The sequence below is a fragment of the Nannocystis exedens genome, assembly GCF_002343915.1.
GTDB lineage: Bacteria > Myxococcota_A > Polyangia > Nannocystales > Nannocystaceae > Nannocystis > Nannocystis exedens.
Genome location: NZ_NETK01000001.1, coordinates 3,680,284 through 3,700,151, shown reverse-complemented (window position 1 = coordinate 3,700,151; position 19,868 = coordinate 3,680,284). Strand labels below are relative to the sequence as shown.

Annotated in this window: 19 protein-coding genes; 8 read left to right on the top strand and 11 right to left on the bottom strand. The window is 73.7% G+C overall.

Annotation, left to right across the window (positions count from 1 at the left end):
• Positions 1-4 precede the first annotated feature (4 nt).
• From NAEX_RS53800 to NAEX_RS50160, 3 genes are read left to right on the top strand one after another with little or no spacing between them, the layout of a single operon-like run.
• Positions 5-1,648, top strand: a complete 1,644-nt coding sequence (locus tag NAEX_RS53800) for a serine/threonine-protein kinase (protein WP_096328084.1) — start codon at positions 5-7, stop codon at positions 1,646-1,648.
• Positions 1,624-2,514 (top strand): hypothetical protein, encoded by an 891-nt coding sequence (locus tag NAEX_RS14475; RefSeq protein ID WP_096328083.1) that lies wholly within the window; start codon positions 1,624-1,626, stop codon positions 2,512-2,514. Before NAEX_RS53800 ends, NAEX_RS14475 begins: the two co-directional genes overlap by 25 nt.
• A gap of 45 nt (positions 2,515-2,559) precedes the next feature.
• Complete coding sequence (locus NAEX_RS50160; RefSeq protein WP_170135720.1) at positions 2,560-3,303, top strand: hypothetical protein; 744 nt, start codon at positions 2,560-2,562, stop codon at positions 3,301-3,303.
• Positions 3,304-3,598: 295 nt separating this feature from the next.
• Here NAEX_RS50160 and NAEX_RS50155 read toward each other — a convergent pair whose 3' ends face one another.
• The gene (locus tag NAEX_RS50155; protein ID WP_170135719.1) at positions 3,599-5,134 is read right to left on the bottom strand and encodes a DUF4215 domain-containing protein; all 1,536 of its coding nucleotides are present in this window, start codon (positions 5,132-5,134) and stop codon (positions 3,599-3,601) included.
• Positions 5,135-5,184: 50 nt separating this feature from the next.
• Entirely contained in the window at positions 5,185-6,747 is a 1,563-nt protein-coding gene (locus tag NAEX_RS52905; protein ID WP_245913714.1) for a DUF4215 domain-containing protein, read from the bottom strand.
• 127 nt (positions 6,748-6,874) lie between these two features.
• Here NAEX_RS52905 and NAEX_RS14455 point away from each other — a divergent pair, with 127 nt between their 5' ends.
• Positions 6,875-8,128: a hypothetical protein gene (locus NAEX_RS14455; RefSeq protein ID WP_096328082.1), complete on the top strand. Its 1,254-nt coding sequence runs from the start codon at positions 6,875-6,877 to the stop codon at positions 8,126-8,128.
• On the opposite strand, the gene NAEX_RS14450 is transcribed toward NAEX_RS14455, so the two are convergent.
• Positions 8,125-9,354, bottom strand: a complete 1,230-nt coding sequence (locus NAEX_RS14450; protein WP_096328081.1) for a TlpA family protein disulfide reductase — start codon at positions 9,352-9,354, stop codon at positions 8,125-8,127. The two genes, NAEX_RS14455 and NAEX_RS14450, sit on opposite strands and share 4 nt — an antisense overlap.
• A gap of 641 nt (positions 9,355-9,995) precedes the next feature.
• Here NAEX_RS14450 and NAEX_RS14445 point away from each other — a divergent pair.
• Entirely contained in the window at positions 9,996-10,211 is a 216-nt protein-coding gene (locus tag NAEX_RS14445) for a hypothetical protein (RefSeq protein ID WP_096328080.1), read from the top strand.
• Between the two features lie 97 nt (positions 10,212-10,308).
• On the opposite strand, the gene NAEX_RS14440 is transcribed toward NAEX_RS14445, so the two are convergent.
• The 7 genes from NAEX_RS14440 to NAEX_RS14415 form a co-directional block, all read right to left on the bottom strand.
• Positions 10,309-11,040 carry an ABC transporter ATP-binding protein gene (locus NAEX_RS14440; RefSeq protein WP_096328079.1) on the bottom strand — a complete coding sequence of 244 codons (732 nt, stop codon included), beginning with the start codon at positions 11,038-11,040 and terminating at the stop codon, positions 10,309-10,311.
• Positions 11,037-11,294 carry a hypothetical protein gene (locus tag NAEX_RS47855; RefSeq protein ID WP_143141370.1) on the bottom strand — a complete coding sequence of 86 codons (258 nt, stop codon included), beginning with the start codon at positions 11,292-11,294 and terminating at the stop codon, positions 11,037-11,039. The genes NAEX_RS14440 and NAEX_RS47855 overlap by 4 nt, the downstream gene beginning before the upstream one ends.
• Positions 11,291-12,094, bottom strand: a complete 804-nt coding sequence (locus tag NAEX_RS14435) for an ABC transporter permease (protein ID WP_096333615.1) — start codon at positions 12,092-12,094, stop codon at positions 11,291-11,293. The genes NAEX_RS47855 and NAEX_RS14435 overlap by 4 nt, the downstream gene beginning before the upstream one ends.
• A gap of 28 nt (positions 12,095-12,122) precedes the next feature.
• Positions 12,123-12,896, bottom strand: a complete 774-nt coding sequence (modA, locus tag NAEX_RS14430; protein ID WP_096328078.1) for a molybdate ABC transporter substrate-binding protein — start codon at positions 12,894-12,896, stop codon at positions 12,123-12,125.
• Positions 12,897-13,158: 262 nt separating this feature from the next.
• Positions 13,159-14,361, bottom strand: coding sequence for an acyl-CoA dehydrogenase family protein (locus NAEX_RS14425; RefSeq protein ID WP_096328077.1), 1,203 nt, complete (start codon positions 14,359-14,361; stop codon positions 13,159-13,161).
• 190 nt (positions 14,362-14,551) lie between these two features.
• On the bottom strand, positions 14,552-15,406 hold the full coding sequence (locus NAEX_RS14420) for an enoyl-CoA hydratase family protein (protein WP_096328076.1): 855 nt from the start codon (positions 15,404-15,406) through the stop codon (positions 14,552-14,554).
• Positions 15,403-15,825, bottom strand: a complete 423-nt coding sequence (locus NAEX_RS14415; protein WP_096328075.1) for a RidA family protein — start codon at positions 15,823-15,825, stop codon at positions 15,403-15,405. Before NAEX_RS14415 ends, NAEX_RS14420 begins: the two co-directional genes overlap by 4 nt.
• A gap of 82 nt (positions 15,826-15,907) precedes the next feature.
• On the opposite strand from NAEX_RS14415, the gene NAEX_RS14410 reads away from it, so the two are divergent.
• The 3 genes from NAEX_RS14410 to NAEX_RS14395 all read left to right on the top strand — a co-directional run bounded on the left by NAEX_RS14410 (position 15,908) and on the right by NAEX_RS14395 (position 19,625).
• Positions 15,908-16,606, top strand: coding sequence for a response regulator transcription factor (locus NAEX_RS14410; RefSeq protein WP_096328074.1), 699 nt, complete (start codon positions 15,908-15,910; stop codon positions 16,604-16,606).
• The gene (locus NAEX_RS14405) at positions 16,603-18,000 is read left to right on the top strand and encodes a sensor histidine kinase (RefSeq protein ID WP_096328073.1); all 1,398 of its coding nucleotides are present in this window, start codon (positions 16,603-16,605) and stop codon (positions 17,998-18,000) included. The genes NAEX_RS14410 and NAEX_RS14405 overlap by 4 nt, the downstream gene beginning before the upstream one ends.
• Before the next feature lie 251 nt (positions 18,001-18,251).
• A complete protein-coding gene (locus NAEX_RS14395; RefSeq protein WP_096328071.1) occupies positions 18,252-19,625 on the top strand; it encodes a monooxygenase in 1,374 nt (457 codons plus the stop codon).
• A gap of 18 nt (positions 19,626-19,643) precedes the next feature.
• Here NAEX_RS14395 and NAEX_RS47850 read toward each other — a convergent pair whose 3' ends face one another.
• Positions 19,644-19,823, bottom strand: a complete 180-nt coding sequence (locus NAEX_RS47850; RefSeq protein WP_143825577.1) for a hypothetical protein — start codon at positions 19,821-19,823, stop codon at positions 19,644-19,646.
• Positions 19,824-19,868: the final 45 nt, after the last annotated feature.

Genomic DNA, 19,868 nt, shown 5'->3' with positions numbered 1-19,868 from the left:
CGCCGTGAGCTTCGACCTCGCCATCGACGCCGAGCCGGAGGCCGCAAAACCCGAGGGCGACTTCCCCCCGGGCACGATCCTCGTCGGCCGCTATCAGGTGCTGCAGGTCCTCGGTCGCGGCGGCATGGGTTCGGTGTACCTCGCCGAGCACGTCGAGGTCGGTCGCAAGGTCGCGATCAAGGTCCTGCTGTCGCAGTGGTCCCAGACCGACTCGATCGTCCGCAGGTTCCGCGCCGAGGCCCGCACCGCGAGCACGATCGGCCACCCGAACATCGTTCAAGTGTTCGACGCCGGCGCGCTGCCCGATCGCCGCCTGTTCCTGGTGATGGAGCACCTCGCCGGCCGCGACCTCGAGGCCGAGCTGATCGAGAACACCACGGTCGAGCCGCCGCGCCGGGCGTGCTCCATCATGCGTCAGATCGCCCTGGCCCTCGGGGCAGGTCACCGCGCCGGCATCGTCCACCGCGACCTCAAGCCGAGCAACATCATGCTCGTGCCCCAGCCCGACGGCGAGGCGGTCAAGGTGCTCGACTTCGGCATCGCCGCCAACACCGGCCTCATCGTCGCCGGCGCCGAGCGGATCACCAGCCCCGGCTCGCTCATGGGCACGCCCGAGTACATGGCGCCCGAGCAGGCCACCAACATGCCGGCGCGCCCGACCTTCGACGTCTACGCGATGGGCGTGATGCTGTTCGAGATGCTGACCGGCGACATCCCGTTCTCGGCCAGCAACGCGTTCGAGCTGCTGGCCTTCAAGCTCAACCGCCCGGCGCCGTCGGTCGAGACCCGCCGCCCCGGCCTGCCGCCCGCGCTGGTCCAGCTGATCGCCGACTGCCTCGCCACCGACTCCGCCGACCGCCCGCCCGACGGCGACGCGGTCGCGGCCCGCCTCGACGCGGTCCTCCAGGACATGCGGCGCGAGACGCTGAGCCTGAACCACAAGTCCGGGCCGACCTCGCCCGGCGCAGGCCCCGACGCCCAGCTCCCGCCCGTCGAGAGGCTCGTGCCCCCGTCGGCCTCGGCGTCGATGCGGGCGGCCAAGCCGACGCCCGGGACCACGCTCGCGCCGCTGCGGCGCGAGGCCCCGCGCGCTCGCACGGCGACCGTGGCGCTGGCGCTGCTGACCGTCCTCGGGCTCGGCACCGCGGTCTGGCTGCTGCGCGCCGGCCCCGAGGACCCGCCGCCCGCCGAGCTGGCCGCCGTGGTCCCGCCCGCGCCGCCGGCCGTCGAGGCGGCACCTGTCCCGAAGGACATCTCAGCGCCGCCGCCCGCGACCCCGCCGCCGGCCGACCCGCCGGTCGTCGAGCCGCCGCCGACCGAGCCGGCTCCGCCGCTCCCTGAGGGCGCGACCGCGCGGCCCACCGCGAAGACGGGGGCGCGCCCCGGCAGCGACGCGCACATGAGCCCGCGCTGCCAGCGGGTCCGCACGTCGGCCGAGGAGGCCCGCCGGACCCAGCGCTGGGCGATCTTGCGAGACTATAGCCGTCAGCGCGAGTGCTGGGCCTCGGCCGCCGAGGCGCGCAAGCTCGAGACCAAGGCGCTGATGGAGCTCGGTGACTTCACAGGATGCATGTCCGTAGGGAAAGGTCTCAAAGACCAGGAGGCTCAAGGTTGGCTCAAGCTGTGCCAAAAGCGTATCGGGGGCTGAGCCTCGTCTGCGCCCTGTCCGTCGCCGCGCTCCCGTCCGCGCCGGTCCACGCCGCGCCGGCCGCGAGCGCGAGCCCGTCGACCTCGACGCCCGCGCCCGCGAGCCCGACGTCCGTAAGCTCGCCCGCCCGCGCCGCCGACCCGGCCTTCGCCGGCGAGACGATCGCCCGCGCGAGCCTGGCGATCGACACCAACGGGGCCGGCCCCGCGGGCCCGGTGATCCACGAGCGCCTCGACGAGGTCGGCAACCGCCAGCTCCGCCGCGCCGAGGTCCTGCCCGGCCGCGGCCCGCGGGACCCGTGGATCCGCGTCACCGTGCGCGCGCTGCCGGGCGACGAGCCGGGCTACGTGATCGGCTCCGGCCTCTACGTCGGCGACGACCCGGTCGGCGACAGCGTCCACGAGACCGAGTGCCGCCTGTGCACGGAGGGCGAGGCGGTGGAGCGCGGGACGGCGGAGATCGAGCGCCTGGTCCCGTTCGTCCGCGACTTCGCCCAGGCCGAGCGCGAGGCCCGGATCAAGGCCGCCGCGCCGCCGCCGGAGCCGCCCAAGCCGGAGGCGCCGCCGCCCCCGAAAGGCCTCGGCGGCCGCGGCAAGGCCGGCGTGGCGCTGCTCGCCGTCGGCGGCGTCGGCTTCTTCGTCGGCCTCGGCCTCGCGGTCAAGCCGCCGCGCCCCGACCCCGACATGCCGCTCTACGAGATCTCCACTCGCCCGGCCGGCGCGATCACCCTCAGCATCGGCCTCGCCGCCGTCATCACCGGCGCGGTCCTGCTCGCGCTCGACCGCAAGGCCGCCCAGCGCCGCGTGTCCTGGCTGCCCAGCGTCGGCCGGGGCTCGGCCGGGCTGTCGCTGGCCGGCTCGTTCTGAGCCGCGCGGTTTTTTACTAGCCCTGAGAGACAGGTTGTTCGGAACATGTCCTGGAGAACATTCGCATTCGGGCTCGCCTGCCTCGCCGGGTGCTCGGTCCCCAACGTGAGCCACTGCGGCAACCAGTCCGGCGACGTCACCTGCGCCGAGCGCGACCCGGACCGGCCGTTCTGCAGCCTGTGCGAGGCCAGCAACGACGGCTGCGTGGCCGAGCCGGTGACGGTCGAGGCCTGCCGGCGCGAGTCCGACAGCGGGCCGGTCACGACGACCACGGGGACGCCGACGACGACGGTCCCCACGACCGGCGACCCGCCGACCACCAGCACGTCGACGACGACCACGGTCGACCCGACCCTCGGGACGTCGACGACGACGAGCACGTCGACGAGCACCAGCACGTCGACGAGCACCAGCACCACCGACGACACGACGACGACGACGACGACGACGACGACGGGCACGACGCTCGACACGCTGACGGACACGCTCACCGCGACGCTGACCGAGACGACGACGGACACGACGACCGAGACGACGACCGACACGACGACCATGCCCGGGCCGATGTGCGGCAACAACCTCGCCGAGACCGGCGAGACCTGCGACGGCACCGACCTCAAGGGCAAGGAGTGCACCGACTTCCCCAACAACTACGGCGGCGGCGACCTCGCCTGCGCCGACACGTGCAAGGCCTACGACTTCGCCGGCTGCTGCAAGCTCGCCGGCCAGAGCTGCGGCAACGGCGGGCAGTGCTGCAGCGGGTCGTGCGTGCTGTTCTCGTGCGGGTGAGGGCGGAGGCGGGGTGAGGAGGACTTCGGCCGCGGCTGTCGGCCGACGTGCCTGAAGCAGTTGTTGAATGTTTGAGCGCGGCCTACGGCCGCTCTTCGCGCGTCTCGTGCCTCATCGGCGGTCCGATGGATAGACCTCCAGGCTTCGTCGACGGCACGGACGAAGTCGTCGTTGCACTGCCAGGGCGAGTGCTCGGGCTCGCGGACGCAGGCGGCGAGGACCAGCGCGATGAGACATGTCCTGAGTGGCAGGAGACATGCTCGTGCGAGCGTAGAGGCGGGAGGGTCGCGGCGCTTCAGAGGTCCTCGATGCAATAGAGGGGAAATTCGCCAGTGCATGAGCTCGTGCCCATCGCGTCGGTCCACCTCGCGTCGGTCGCGTTCGTAGATCCGAATGCGCCGACGATCTGAGGCATCATTTCCTCTGTCCAGGATTCGCAGTGGCTGGCCCCGACGCTGGTGCCATCTGCCTTGGTGTTCGTCCACGGAGCAGCGTTCACCTTCATCTTCGTCTCGCTCAGGTCGACAGGGTGCAGGAGCTCGCCATCGGTCAGGTCGGCCCAGCCGTTCTCGGCGACCACGGTCCCGTCAGTCAGCACGTACATGCCCGAATAGGCGGTGTCGAGCCGCTTGGCCGGCCAGTTGGAGCCGTTGGAGAGCCAGGCCTTGAAGCTCCCCGCATTCGGGAGCTTTACGGCATCCGCAGCCAGGGCGCATTCCTCGTCGGCGCCGCTCAGGCCGCCCAGGTTGCCCGTGAACTTCGCGTTCGTCACGAAGATGACCCGCCGCGGCTTGAGGCATTCGTTCGTGCATCCGTCGGTGTCGACGTCGTTGCCGTCGTCGCACTCCTCCATGTCCTCCCAGACGACGCCGTCACCGCAGTCGGCCGGCTCGCAGGCGTTGGTGCAGTCGTCGGTGTCGACGTCGTTGCCGTCGTCGCACGTCTCTTCCCCGGCCCAGGTGAAGCCGTCGCCGCAGGTCGCCTGCTGGCAGGCCGCACACTCATCGGTGTTGTCGTCGTTCCCGTCGTCGCACGTCTCGCCGGGGCCGAGCTCGCCGTCGCCGCAGGAGCCGGGCTGACACATCTCGTTGCAGGCCTTGCCGGGCCCGTTGTCGGGCCCGTCGTCGCACTGCTCCTCGCCGACCCACACGATGCCGTCGCCGCAGGTCGCCATCTTGCAGCTGTTGGTGCAGGCGTCGGCGTCGACGTCGTTGCCGTCGTCACACGCCTCGTCTCCCTCCCTGGCCCCGTTGCCGCAGTTGGGCTCGGTGCAATCCTCGGGGCAGCCCATCATCGACTCCTTCTCCCCACAGACTCCGTCGCCGCAGACGCACGAGTCTCCGGCACACGACTCGCAATCCCGCCCGCACGAGGCCTCCTCACCGGCCTGGCACGCCCCGTCGCCGCAGCCGCTCGTGCAGTCCTCGGCGCAGACGGCCACGTTCTCGTGGAGCTCGCACTTCCCGTCGCCGCAGCTCCCGGCGTGGCACTCGCTCGGACAACGGTCAGGGTCCACGAGCGGCGCGCACATCCCGTCGCCGCAGCCCGGCCCCGGGAAGTCGCGCGGGCAGGTCTCGACCGTCTCGCCCTCGTCCTCCTCGCCGTTGCCGCAGGTGCCCAGACAAGCCTGGACGAAGGTCCAGTTCTCCTGCGCGTCGCACACGGCGGCCGCGGGGCCCTCGCCGGTGGCCTCCGACCACACGCAGTCCGACGGGCACGCGTCCTGGTTTTCGTCCGGGTCGCACACGAAGTCGTCGTTGCACTGCCACGGCGGGTGCTCGGGCTCACGGGTGCAGGCGGCGAGGCTCAGCGCGAGGAGACATGGCCCCATGGACAGGAGCCATGCTCGCGCGAGCGTGGAAGCGGGACGGCCGCGGCAGTTCACGGGTCCTCGATGCAGTAGAGGGGGGCCGAGTTGGAGCACGGAGCCGTGCCCATCGCGTCGGTCCACCTCGCGTCGGTTACGTCGGTCCTCCCAAAGGCACCAGAGGGGCCGGGGTCCGGGCTGCCCCAGCCGTCGCAGTCGTTCTGGCCGGCGCTGCTCCCGTCGGCCCTCGTGTTCGTCCACGGAGCGGCGTTAACCTTCATTTTCGTCTCGCTCAGGTCGACGGCATGCAGGAGCTCGCCATCGGTCAGGTCGGCCCAGCCGTTCTCGGCGACCGGGGTCCCGTCAGTCAGCACGTACATGCCGGAATAGGCGGTGTTGAGCCGCTTCGCTGGCCAGTTGAATTCGCTGGACAGCCAGGCCTTAAAGCTCCCCGCATTCGGGAGCTTTGCGGCATCCGCAGCCAGGGCGCATTCCTCGTCGGCGCCGCTCAGGCCGCCGAGGTTGCCCTTGAACGCTTCGTTGGTCACGAAGATGACCCGCCGCGGCTTGAGGCATTCGTTCGTGCAGCCGTCAGTGTCGACGTCGTTGCCGTCGTCGCACTCCTCCATGTCCTCCCAGACGATGCCGTCGCCGCAGTCGGCCGGCTCGCAGGCGTTGGTGCAGTCGTCGGTGTCGACGTCGTTGCCGTCGTCGCACGTCTCTTCCCCGGCCCAGGTGAAGCCGTCGCCGCAGGTCGCCTGCTGGCAGGCCGCACACTCATCGGTGTTGTCGTCGTTCCCGTCGTCACACGTCTCGCCGGGCCCGAGCTCGCCGTCGCCGCAGGAGCCGGGCTGACACATCTCGTTGCAGGCCTTGCCGGGCCCGTTGTCGGGCCCGTCGTCGCACTGCTCCTCGCCGACCCACACGATGCCGTCGCCGCAGGTCGCCATCTTGCAGCTGTTGGTGCAGGCGTCGGCGTCGACGTCGTTGCCGTCGTCACACGCCTCGTCTCCCTCTCTGGCCCCGTTGCCGCAGTTGGGCTCGGTGCAGTCCTCGGGGCAGCCCATCATCGACTCCTTCTCGCCGCAGACCCCGTCGCCGCAGACACACGAGTCGCCGGAACACGCCTCGCAGTCCCGCTCGCACGAGGCCTCCTCACCGGCCTGGCACGCCCCGTCGCCGCAGCCGCTCGTGCAGTCCTCGGCGCAGACGGCCACGTTCTCGTGGAGCTCGCACTTCCCGTCGCCGCAGCTCCCGGCGTGGCACTCGCTCGGACAACGGTCAGGGTCCACGAGCGGCGCGCACATCCCGTCGCCGCAGCCCGGCCCCGGGAAGTCGCGCGGGCAGGTCTCGACCGTCTCGCCCTCGTCCTCCTCGCCGTTGCCGCAGGTGCCCAGACAAGCCTGGACGAAGGTCCAGTTCTCCTGCGCGTCGCACACGGCGGCCGCGGGGCCCTCGGCGGTCGCCTCCGACCACACGCAGTCCGACGGGCACGCGACCTGATTCTCGTCCGGGTCGCACACGTGGTCCTCGTCGCATTGCCAGTGGGGATCTTCGGCCGGCGGGAAGTCGCTCTTGAGGCAGCTCAGGCCGCCGAGGGTGAGCACAAGGCCGAGTCGCACACGCATGCGGTCCATCGCCGGACTCTAAAACATGGCTCTCGGGCGATCAACGCAGAGCACGAAGGCCCAACTGCAGTTGGTGCCCCCCCAACTACGGTTGGGCCTCGCGTTCGTCGCTCGTTTTCCGTACACTCCCGGTCCCATGGTCTGCGTCCTCCTGGCCGCTCTCCTGCTCCAGGCGCCGACTGCTCCCGCTGCCTCGGCATCTCCGGCCACCCCCGCAGCGGCCGCGGGCGCCTCCGCGTCGCCGGCCGCGAGCGCGAGCAAGCCCGGGAGCGCCGACGAGCGCCGCGGTCGGGCCCGCGCCGCGTTCGAGCACGGCCGCTTCGCCGAGGCCGCGCTCGAGTTCGAGGCCTTATGGCGCGAAGGACATGGCGCTTCCGACCTGTTCAATGCGGCAGCCTCGCGCTTCGCCCTGCGCCACCACACCCACGTCGTCGCGCACCTCGAGGCCCTGCTCGCGCTGCCCGGTCTGACCGCCGCCCAGCGCGAGGAGGCGACCGCCCTGCTGCGCACCGCCCGGGCGGAGACCCGGCAGGTGCCGCTCGAGCTGCGAGCGCAGCGTCCGCTCGACGCGCCGCTCTCCGTCACCCTCGGCTTCGTCTCCAGCTTCGCGTCCGACGTCCGCCCGGACCTCACGATCGCGGTCCGTCCCGGCGAGCGTACCGTCCTCTCGCTCGACCCCGGGGTGTGGCAGGTCCGCGTCGACGACCCACGCTTCGAGCCGGTCCAGCGCGAGGTCCGGGTCGAGGCGTCCACGACGGCGCCGGCGGTGCTGGAGCTCCGGCAGCGTCAGGACGCTCGCGTGCTCCGGCGCTTCGCGCTCGGGTGGGGGGTCGCCGGCGCGGCCGGGGTGGTCGTCGGCGCGAGCCTGCTCGGCGTCGGCCAGGGCCGGTGGTCGTCGCGGCTCGATGCGCCGGTGGAGGAATGCCAGTCGGGCGCGCCGCTGTTCGCCGTCGAGGCGTGCCGCCGCGAGCTCGGTGCGGCCGGCACGTTGCGGTCGTGGGGCGCCGCGGTGCTCGGCGTCGGCGCGGGCGCGCTGATCGGCGGCCTCGTCGCGCGGGTCGAGGAGCCCCGCAAACGCCGGGTCGGCTGGATCGTCGCCGCCTCGGTCGGCGGCCTGGCTTCGATCGGCGGCGCGGTCGCCCTCGGTCTCGGCGCCCGGGCGTTCGACCGGCACGACGGTCCCGACCCCTGGACCGCCGACGAGCGCCGCGCAGTCGACGGTGCCGGCGCCGCCCACACGGTCGGCGCGACCTTCCTGGGCCTCGGCCTGGGCGCCCTGGCCAGCTCCGTCACCGGCCTGGTGCTCGATCGCACGGGCCGCTTCCTCGTGTCGGCGGGGCCGCAGGTCCGCGTCGGCGGCGGCGGCCTCGTCCTCGAGGGTCGGTTCTAGTCCGGCCACAACTTCGCCGGCAGGCAGACGTCGCGCTCGCCCTCGCCGCGGCGGCACTGCAGCGCCCCCGAGCACCCGCAGTCCCGGCAACACGTCTTCGAGTCCTCTCCCGGACCACAGAGACCGTCCCCGCAGCCGGGCGCGGGCGCCGAGGCCGGAGGCGGCTCCGCCCGGCCCCACAGCGTCAAGCAGCGGCCCTCGTCGTCGCAGCGGGGGCACTCTTGCGGGCACGGCCTCGCCTTCTTGGCGGGGCGCTTGGCGACGTCCGTCGCCGTCGGCGCGACCTCGCTCGGCCCGACGACCGCGACCTCCGTCGGACCCGACACCACGCGCTCGCTCGGGGCAGCTTCAGCCGGCGTCCCGCAGTCCTCCTCGCAGCGCCCGGCCTCGCCGGCCTCGCAGCGGCCGTTGCCGCACCAGACCTGCCGGCAGCGCGAGTCGCCCTCGAGCAGTTCGGCGCGGAAGGTGTCGAGCCACTCCTCGAGCTCCTTCATCTCGTCCTCGCCGGGCACGCCGATCCTGGCCCAGCGGACACGCCGGTTGCAGTCGAGCGCCAGCGTCACCGGCAAGCTCCCCTGGTACAGGCGGCGCGAGTCGTCGCGCAGCGCGGCGACGAAGCTGTCCGCGAGCGAGCGGTCGGCCAGCTGCATCGCGCTCGGGGGCATCAGCGGCCCCCAGGTGCGGATCGCGTCCTCGGGCGCCGTGGGGTCGAGCACCTGCACCGGCAGGAAGCGGACCGAGTCGCCCCAGCTCTCGCTCCGCCGCGCGAACATCTCGCGCAGATCCGGCAGGACCTCCTTGCACGCGACGCACCACGGCGCCCACAGGCCGACGACATGCACGGCTCGCGGGGACAGCACCTCCGACGAGCCGAAGCGCACCGTCCCGGCGGGCGCGCCCTGGCGGACCCGCTCGAGCCGCAGGCGCATCAGCGGCCCGATGTCGACGCCCGCGGACACGTACGAGCCGGACCCGAGCGGCGCGCTGGGCGGCGGCGGCGCGGCTTGCTCGACCTCGACGGGACGCTCCGGAGACACCGAGGTCGGCGCCGGACACGAGGCCGCTCGCGCGCGCAGGTCTTTGAGCGCCTCGGTCTGCTCCTCGAGCCGCCACGTCAGCACGAGCGTCAAGCCGGACAGCATCGCCGTCGAGAACAAGAGCACGAAGGCCGCCCGCACCCACGCGCGCGGCACCTCGGGCTCGACCGGCAACGGCGTGGTCTTCAACGTCCGGGCTCCTCGCCGCCGCGGCAAGCCGTCGGCCGCGGCGGCCCGGACCTGCGGGCGGAGATCGTGGCGCTCCTCCGCCCGGCGCCGCCCTGGCGCGACGCAGCGTTCGCCGGCCTCGATCGAGCAGGGAGGAGCGCTCCGAGGGGCAGGTCGCACCGCGAGGCTCGATGGATCGGCGAGGCCCCGTGCCGCTCCGTGCGCTCCACCCGGGCGGGCGGCTCCTCGGTGAACGTCACGTCGCGAGGCTAGCCGTCGGGCGGTCCCTCGTAAAGTGGCCCGGCCGGCCAGGCTGCGCGTACAGGGTCGCAGCGCCGAGTGTCGCGGTCGGATCCGCATTCCGGCGCCGACCCGCGAGCAGGATTACCGTGAGCGTGAATCTCGCAGCATCGACGGCCCGCAGGTTTGTCGCGGCCGGCAGGTCTCCGACGCGGCAGCGACGAGGTGCCGCAGCGCCGAGTGTTGCGGTCGGATCCGCATTCTGGCGTCGACCCGCGAGCAGGACTACCGTGAGCGTGGATCTCGCAGCATCGACGGCCCGCAAGTTCGTCGCGGCCGGCAGGTCTCCGACGCGGCAGCGACGAGGTGCCGCAGCGCGCCGAAGCGCACGCGTGGTGTTCCCACTCGGACTCTCCGCGCCGATGGCGAAGGAGTTCCACGCCGCCTGCGCCACCCTCGCGCCCGCGATCGCCGAGAGGCACGCCAAGAAGCGGCAGTCGATCTTCCACCAGCTCCTCGGCGACCGGCTCGCGGCCGAGGTGTTCGGCCTCGCGCTGGACGGCCTGACCGCCGACACCCCGAGCCTCGCCGTCTTGCGCAAGCGGATCGGCGTCCTCGTCGACCGCTTCGCGCCGTGACGGCGCGGGCGGAGTTCGGTCACCTGCGTGAGCACGTCGTGCGCGCAGCGCCGAATGTCCCCGTGCCATCGCGCGAGCGAATCCTCGGGTCGCGCTGTCACGCTTCGGCGAGCACCGCCGCGACGTACTCGGTCGGCGGTCGCGCGCGCAGCTCGGCCGCCGTGCCGCGGGCGGTGAGGCGGCCGCCCTCGATCACCAGCAGCTCGTCGGCGAGGGCCACCGCGTCGCGCACGTCGTGGCTGACGATCACGCAGATCGCCCCGGCCTCGGCGAGCCAGCCGGCCAGCAGCCGGCGGGCCTGGGCGCGGGCCGACACGTCGAGCGCGGCCAGCGGCTCGTCGAGCAGGAGCAGGGCAGGGCGGGTGATCATCGCCCGCGCCAGCGCGACGCGCTGGGCCTGCCCGCCCGACAGCGCGGCCGGCTCGAGGTCGCCGACCTCGCCGACCCCGAGCCGCTCGAGCCACGCCTGCGCCTCGGCCCGCGCCCGCGCCCGCGCGACCCCGCGAGCCCGCAGCCCGTAGGCGACGTTGTCGCGCGCGTTCATGTGTCCGAACAGACAGTACCCCTGGAACATGACCCCGAGGCCACGTTCCTGCGGGCTCAGGCGCACGCGCGCGGCCGGGCGCTCGAGCGTGCGATCGGCGAGCACCACCTCGCCGCGCGCGAGCGGGACCAGGCCCGCGAGCGCGTCGACCAGGGTCGACTTGCCGGCCCCGTTGGGCCCGAGCACCGCCACCGTGGCGCCGGGCGCCAGCGCGAACTGCAGCTCGAGCGTGAACCCGCCGCGCCGCACCGCGATGTCGACCGAGAGTCCTGCCGTCGTCGTCATCGCCGCGCTCCTCCGCCGCCCGGCGCCGGTGCATCGTCGAGCTCGGCGCGGGGGGCGATGCGTGCCGGAGCACGGCCGAGGCGCCCGGGCGTGCCCTGCAGCGCTGCTTCTTGCCGCAGCGCCCCCTCGTGCAGCACGGCGACGCGCGCCGAAGCACGGCCGAGCGTGTGCCGCAGCGCCGCATCGTCGAGCCGGGCTCGCGTGACGCCGCGCCCCGGGTCCTCGATCGCCAGCCCCGCCCCGCGCAGCCTCATCCGGCCCCTTTAAAAAAATGCCCGCGCAGGGCCGCGAGGAGGGTGAGGGACACGGCGAGGAGGATCAGGCTGAGGGCGACGGCGCCGTCGGGGCTGTCGTGCAGCGCCTCGTAGACGGCGAGCGGCATCGTCTGCGTGCGGCCCTGGAGGTTGCCGGCGAACGTGATCGTCGCCCCGAACTCGCCGAGGGCGCGGGCCCAGCACAGCGCCAGGCCGGCGACCAGGCTCGGGCGGATCGCGGGCAGCACCACGGTGCCGACGATCCGCAGCCGGCTCGCGCCGAGCGTCGCCGCCGCCTGCTCGAGCCGCGGGTCGAGCCCGCGCAGCGCCCCCTCCACCGTGATCACGAGGAACGGCGCCGCCACGAACGTGGCCGCCAGCACCGCCGCGCCGGTGGTATACGGCAAGATGACCCCGAGGCCATGTTCCAAAAGACCGCCGAGCAGGCCGCGCCGCCCGAACGCGGCCAGCAGCGCCGTCCCGCCGACCACCGGCGGCAGCACCATCGGCAGGGTCACCAGCGCCCGCGCCAGCCCGCGGCCGGGGAACGGCAGCCGCGCCAGCGCGTACGCCAGCGGCAGCCCGAGCAGCAGCGACAGCCCGGCCGCGTACAGCGACACGACCAGCGACAGCCGCAGCGCCGCCTGCACCGACGGCGCCGCCAGCTGCCGCCCCAGCTCGGCCGGCGCCACCCGCACCAGCAGCCCGACCAGCGGCAGGGCGAAGAACACCAGCGCCGCGCCGGCGAGCAGGCCGATCGCCAGGTGCGCGTGCCCGGGCCGGCCGGGCTTTAAGGACATGTCGTCCAAGACAGGTTCCTCGGGACAGTCACGGCGGCAGGAAGCCGCGCTTGCCGAGCGCGGCGGCCCCGGCCGGGCCGGCGACGAGCTCGACGAACGCGCCGGCGAGGGCCGGCTGCGGGCTGTCGGCGAGGGCGGCGATCTCGTAGGCCGGGACGACGTCGTCGGCGCCGGCGAAGGCGACGGCGCGCAGCTCGCCGGCCAGCTCGCCGCCGACGTCGGTGGCGTAGACGACGCCCGCGTCGGCCTCGCCGGCCGCGACCTTGCCGAGCACCCCGCGCACGTTCTCCTCGTTGGACACCACGTTGGCGAGCGCCGCGTCGCGCACCCCGACCCGCTGCAGGGCCTCGCGCGCGTAGGCGCCGACCGGCACCGACTCGCCCGCGAGCACCAGGCGCAGGCCGGGCCGCGCCAGATCGGCCGGTCCCTGGATCGACGGGTCGCCGGCGGGCGCGACGATCACCAGGTGGTTCCTGGCGAACACCCGCGCCGGCAGCATCCGGTTCGAGGTGGCGGCCCGCTCCATCTGCGCCCGGTCGGCCGAGGCGAACACGTCGGCGGGCGCGCCGGCGACGATCTGCGCCGCGAGGATCTGCGAGCCCGCGAAGTTGAAGACCAGGTCGACCCCCGGGTGCTCGGCCTCGAAGCCGGCCTCGAGGTCGGTGAAGGCTTCCTTCAAGGACATGGCCGCAGAGACATGGAGCTCCTTCTTGCCGGCCTCACCCGGGGAGGACGAGCAGCCGCCGAGCCCGACCGCGGCGAGCAGGACGACGCACAGGGCGGAGCCGCGGGGCCTGGTCATGGGCGGAGCGTAGCGACGGCCCGCGCCGGCCGGCAAGCGCGTTGAGTCACGAGGCTCCGACCGGCCGCAGCCGGACCAGTTCGGCCGCGTCGCGGGCGCTCGAGGCGTTCATGCTTCGGCTCCCGCGGCGGACGACCCGTCCGTCTTCGACGGGCGGGACGTCGTATGGTGGTGGCTGAGCTTCGCGTGTCGGGCGTCCTCTCGCGCGCGCTCGACCACGGCCGCGAAGCCGAGCCCGACACCGACGGACGGCTCGCCGGTCTCAGCCGCGCTCGTCGAGCAGCGCCCGGGCGATCACCAGCTTTTGCACCTCGGTCGCGCCCTCGTAGATCCGCAGCGCGCGGATCTCCCGGTACAGCCGCTCCGGCACCTGGCCGACGGTCACGCCGAGGCCGCCGAAGCTCTGCACCGCGCGGTCGATGGCTCGCTGCGCCGACTCGGTCGCGTGCATCTTCGCCATCGCCGCCATCTCCGACGTCGCGTGGCCGGCGTCGCGGGCCGCGGCGGCGCGGTAGACCAGCAGCTGCGCCGCGAGCTGTTCGGTCGCCAGGTCGGCGAGGGCGAACTGCAGGCCCTGCTGCTCGGCCAGCGGCTTGCCGAACTGGACCCGGCGCTTCAGGTGCGCGACCGTCTCGGCGAGCGCGCGGTCGGCCAGGCCGAGGGCCGCGGCGCCGACGCTGACGCGGAACACGTCGAGGTTGCCGAGCGCCAGCTTGAGCCCGGCCCCCGGCTCGCCGACGCGGTGGGCCTCGGGCACGAACACCCGCTCGAGCTTGACCGTGCCGATCGGGTGCGGCGCCAGCACGCGGGTGCGGATGACCGAAAGGCCAGGTGCGTTGCCGGCGACGAAGAACGCCGAGATGCGCGGCTTGCCCTCGCCGGCCTCGCGGGCGAACACCACGTAGCTGTCGGCCAGGCCGGCGTTGCTGATGAAGCACTTGGTGCCGTCGAGCACCACCCCGCCGTCGGCCGGCGTCGCGGTGGTGCGCAGGTTCTTGACGTCGGACCCGGCCTCCGGCTCGGTCAGGGCGAACGCGCACACGGTCGCGCCGCTGGCCACGCGCGGCAGGACGTAGCGGCGCAGCGGCTCGCCGGCGGCCAGCGCCAGCGGGAACGAGCCCAGGCCCTGCATCACGAAGGCGGTGTCGAGCGCCCCGCTCTCGCGCGCGAGCCACTGGCGGATCAGGCAGATCGCCGTCGACGACAGCTCCGCGGCCCGCTCCGGGCCCTCGCCGAGGTCGGCGCCGCCGTACGCCGCCGGCACCACCCACTCGAGCAGCCCGGCGGTCGCCAGCCGCAGCAAGTAAATCCGCGCCGCCGCGTCCTCGCCGGCCTCCTCGTCGACCGGCCGCGCCCGCAGGTCGGCGACGAAGGTCGCCAGCGCGTCCTCGAGCGGCCGCCAGCGCGGCCCGTCGAGCAGCCCGAGCGCCCGCTCGGTCACGTAGGGCGTCAGCAGCGGGTTCATCGGGGCGTGCTCCTCGAGACAGGCCAGGGCAGGCCGACGGTCGGGTAAAAGATGTTCATCGGGACATGCTCCTCAGGACAGGTCCGTGGCGGACGGTCGGGGCGGCGCGCCGGGCGGCGGTCTCCGCCCCGGCCGCTGTCGCATGTCCCCGTGGACATGCTCTTGAAACCATGTATATCGAGACATGCTCCTAGCGCCAGCTCGGGGCCCGCTTCTGCTGGCGCGCCTGGTCGGCCTCGGCGAAGTCGGGGTGCTGCATGCACACCGCCTGGGCCTGGGCCTCGGCCTCGATGGCCGCGGTGAAGTCCATGTCGAGCTCCTGCTGCAGCATCGTCTTGGTCATGCGGGCGGCGAAGTGGGGCCCGTCGGCGACGCGCTTGGCCAGGGCGAACGCCGCGCGGTCGACCGCGTCGCGGTCGGGCTCGTCGTCGACCACCTGGGTCGCCAGGCCGATCTGCGCGCAGCGGTCGGCCGGCACGCGGTCGCCGAGCAGCAAGATCTCGCTGGCGTGGCCGAGGCCGACCACCCGCGGGAGCAGCCAGCTCGCGCCCATGTCGGCGCCCGACAGCCCGACCTGCGGGAACAGGAACGCGAAGAACGAGCTCTTGCCCATCACCCGCAGGTCGCTGGCGAGGGCCATCACCGCGCCGGCGCCGGCGGCCACCCGCTTGACGCTGGCGACGATCGGCAGCTTGCAGCGGCGCATGGCGTGGATCAGCTCCCCCGTCATCCGCGTGAACCGCAGGAGCCCCTCGGCGTCGCGCTCGAACAGCCGGGTGATGATGTCGTCGACGTCGCCGCCGGCGCAGAACGCCCGCCCGGCCCCCTGCAGCACCAGCGCCCGCGCGCCGCCCTCCGCGTGCGCGCGGCGGTCGATCACCGTGAACAGGTCGGTCAGCTCGCGGTAGACCTGGAACGTCAGCGCGTTGAAGCGGTCGGGCCGGGTCAGGGTGATGACCCCAACGCGCTCGCGCTCCTCGTACAAAAAGCTCTCGGGCCGCGGCAGCGGCAGGGCGCGCAGGTCGGGGTCGGCGGGGCGGGTCATGGACGATCTGGTAGCACGGCGAGGCCCTGGATCTCCACCTTCGCCCGCGGCTCGAGCAGCGCCGCCACCTCGACCAGCGCCATCGCCGGGTAGTGGCGGCCCATCAGCTCGCGGTACGCGGCGCCGACGGCGGTCAGCTCGGCGATGTACTCGCGCTTGTCGGTGACGTACACCGTCAGCGAGATCACGTGCTCCGGCCGGCCGCCCGCGGCCGTCACCACCGCCACGACGTTGGCCAGCGCCTGGCGGAATTGCGCCGCGAACGCGTCGGACACGAGCTGCTCGCGCGCGTCCCAGGCGATCATGCCGGCGATCGCCAGCAGCTCGCCGCGGGCCGCCATGCCGTTGCTGTAGCCGCGCGGCCGCTGCCAGCCGTCGGGGAGGATCGCGCGCGCGTGGACCGGGGCCTCGTCCGTCATCGCGCCGGAGCTTCGCACGCGCTCCACAATTCCTCCATCCTTCCGCGGCGCCCGGCTGCTACCGTCGAACGAGAGCCCGCGCATGTCGACCCGCGAACGCAGCGCCCCCGCGGTCCTCGTCGTCGAGGACGACCCCGCGATCGCCGCCGGCATCGTCCGCGGGCTCAAGGGCGCCGGCTTCGACGTCGAGCTCGCGCACGACGGCCGCCGCGGCGCCGAGCTGGCGCTGGCGCGCCCGTTCGACCTCGTGGTCCTCGACCTCATGCTGCCGGAGCTCGGCGGCTTCGAGGTGCTCGAGCTGTGGCGCGGCCGGCTGTCGACCCCGGTGATCGTGCTGAGCGCCCGCACCGAGCTCGACGCCCGCCTGCAGGCGTTCGCCGGCGGCGCGGTCGACTACCTGCCCAAGCCGTTCTGGATCGAGGAGCTGCTGGCCCGCGTGCGCGCCCGCCTGCGCCTGCCCGACGCGGCCGCGCCGGCGCGCACCTTCGGCTGGGACGGCGCCGTGCTCGACCTCGACGCCCGCACCGTCACCCTCGCCGGCGAGCCGCTCGGCCTCACCGCCCACGAGTTCAATGTCCTCTTGTACCTGGTCGAAAGGCCAGCTCGCGCGATCACCCGGCGCCAGCTCGCCGAGGCGGCGCTGCCGGCCGGCGGCGACCGCAGCGAGCGCACGGTGGACTCGCACGTGGCCCGGATCCGCCGCAAGCTCGGCCCGGCGGGCGCGCGGATCGCCACGGTGTGGGGCATCGGCTACCGCTTCGACGCCCCGGAGCCGACATGACCCGGGTCCTGCGCGGCCTGTCCGGGCGGGTGTTCCTGGCCGCGGCGATCTGCGCCGGCCTCAGCGTCGTCGTCGTCGCGGTGGTGATGACGTCGCTGTTCATCGAGCAGGCGATCAAGCGGATCGGCGCGCTCGCCCCGCAGCTCGACCCGATCTCGCTGCGCCAGTGCGAGCGCGACCCGATCGCCTACTCCGCGCAGCACGGCCCCGACCTCGAGCTCCACGTCTACGACGGCGACACCCTCGCGCCGGCGGTCCCGGGCGCCCCCCCGCTCGACCCGCAGCTGCTCGCGCGCCTGCGCGCCGGCGAGGTCACGCCGACGCGGATGTACTTCTTCGACCCGTGGGGCGGGGCCAGCCTGCGCCGCGCCGCCGACCACGGCTCCTGCGCGCTGATCCAGCTGCGCTGGAAGCTCGGCGTCTCCGAGCGCCGCTCCTCGCTGCTGATCATCTTCGGCCTGCTCGCCTTCAGCGTCGCCCTCGCCGTCGGCCTGGCCAGCTTCTTCGCCGTGCGACCGATCGCGCTGCGGCTCGAGAAGCTGCGCCGCGCCACCGAGCAGGTCGGCCGGGCCGCCGGCTACGCCTCCGCCGGCGACCCCGCGCGCGACGACCTCGGCCAGCTCTCGGCCCTGCTCGACCAGGCCCACGCGCGGATCGCCGCCGACGCCGCGCGCATGGAGGCCCGCCACCGCGCGCTCGAGCAGCACCTCGCCAACATCGCCCACGACCTGCGCACGCCGCTGGCGTCGCTGCAGATCGCGCTCGAGCAGCTGGCCGCCGATGCGCGCCCGGCCGACGACCCGGGCCTCGTCCGCGGGGCGATCGGCGACGTGGTCTACATGGGCTCGCTGATCGACAACCTCTACCTCGCGTGCCGCCTGCAAGAGGGCGCCGACCCGCTGCACGGCGACCTGCGAGTCGACCTGTGCGCCGTCGTCGACCGCGTCGCCCGCCGCTTCGCCGCCCTCGGTCGCACCCGCGGCATCGAGGTCCACGGCGCCCGCCCCGACGCCCCGCTGTGGGCCCGCTGCAACCCGGCGATGGCCGAGCAGGCGCTGGCCAACCTGGTCCACAACGCGGTGGCCCACGGCGACCCCGGCGGCCACGTGGCGATCCTGCTCGAAGAGACAGATTTTAGAAAAGGCGCCTTCACCCTCACCGTCGTCGACGACGGCCCGGGCGTGCCCCCGGCCGACCTGCCGAAGATCGGCGAGCGGACCTTCCGCAGCGACGAGGCCCGCCGCCGCGACCCCAAGGGCGGCGGCCTCGGCCTGGCGATCTCGCAAGAGGTGTGCAGCCGCGCCGGCTTCACCCTGACCCTCGCCGGCGAGGAGCCTCGCGGCCTGCGCGCGACGATCCACGGCCCGGTCAGCGGCCCGCCGCGGGCCGCGTAGATCGCCGATCGTCCCTCCAGCGGCGCACATCGGCCTCGCCCTCACCTCGTGAGCGCGAGCGACCCTGCAAACGCGGGGGCAAGCCCGGCGACCGAGCAGGTCCCCGAGCGCGCCTGCTCGCGCCTCGCCGCGCGAGCTGTCCCTTCGGACATCTGCGTCGGCCCGTGGGCGATCGCGACCCCGACCCGCGACCTCGCGCGCTGCCGGGGCCTCCACACACTCTCCACAACTTCGGTGCTGAACTCGGGGCCATGCAGCGCATCTCCGCGATCTTCCCGCTCGGCCTCCTCCTCGTCGCCTGCGGCGACGTCCCTGGCGAAAGCGCCGGCACCGACGCCGGCGGCGACACCGACACGGCGAGCAGCTCGACCGCCGGCGAGGCCGCGGCAATCACCTACTGGCGCGACGTCAAGGCGATCCTCGACGCCAAGTGCGTCGGCTGTCACAGCCCCGGCAACCTCGCCCCGTTCTCGCTCGCCTCGTACGCGGACGCCAGCGCCGTCGCCAGCGCTCTGCCGGCCTCGCTCATGGCCGGCACCATGCCCCCGTGGCCGCCCGACCCCGCCTGCGGCACCTACTTGCACGACCGGTCGCTCGACGACGACGCCCGCCAAATGTTGCTCGACTGGGTCGAGCTCGGCGCGCCCGAGGGCGACCCGGCGGACGCCCCGCCGGCCCCGCAAGCGCCCGAGCCGCTCGAATTCGACATCGACCTCGAGCTGCCCGAGCCCTACACCCCGACGATCGCGCCCGACGAGTACCGCTGCTTCCTGCTGCCGTGGCCGGAGGAAGAGGAGAGCTTCGTCACCGCGCTCAGCGTGACGCCGGGTGAGCGGCAGATCGTGCACCACGTGATCGCCTTCGCCATCCCGCCCGAGCAGGCCGAGGCCTACCGCGCGCTCGACGACGCCGACCCCGACCCCGGCTACCTCTGCTACGGCGGCCCGAGCGGCGGCAAGATCAACGACGGCCGCGTCCCCTGGCTCGGCGCCTGGGTCCCCGGCGGCGCCCCGGGTGACATGCCCGAAGGCACAGGAATCAAAGTGCAGCCGGGCTCGCTCGTCGCCGTGCAGATGCACTACCACACCTACCCGGGGGCGGGGCCCGATCAGTCGCGGATCCAGATCCGCACCGCCGCGAGCGTCGACCGGGTCGCGGTGATGATGCCGTTCACCAACCCCGCGTGGGTCCAGGGCAGCGAGCCGATGCTGATCCCCGCCGGCGAGGCCGGGGTCGTCCACAGCTTCGCCGCCGACGTCAGCAACTACCTCCCGCTGCTGTTCCCCGACGGCGGGCTGCAGGCCGGCGATCCCTTCGTCGTCCACGCCGCCGCGCTGCACATGCACACCCGCGGCGTGCGCGGCTCGCTGAGCCTCACTGGCGGCCAGAGCACCTGCCTGCTCGACATCCCGCGCTGGGACTTCAACTGGCAGGGCAGCTACCAGCTCACCGCCCCCGTCACCGTGCGCCCCGGTGACCAGCTTCGCATCGAGTGCGAGTGGGACAACACCGCCGACAACCAGCCGGTCGAGAACGGGGTGCAGCAGCAGCCGAAGGACATCCTGTGGGGCGAGGGCACCGGCGACGAGATGTGCCTCGGCATCGTCTACGTCACCGGCACCTGACGGCCGGCGCCGCACCCTTCACGACTCGAAGACCGACGAGCGACGGTCGAGTCGTGATTCGGCGTAGATCATCGCGCGCGACATCCCGGCGTCGACCACGAAGTCCTGGCCGGTGACGAAGCCGGCGCGGTCCGACAGGAGGATCCCGCGGCCCGCCCCGGTGACGATCGCGTCGCGCATGGAGGGTAAAGGAGCCATGCCCTCGCATATCACCGCCCGCGCTCGTCGCCACTCGCAGCGTTC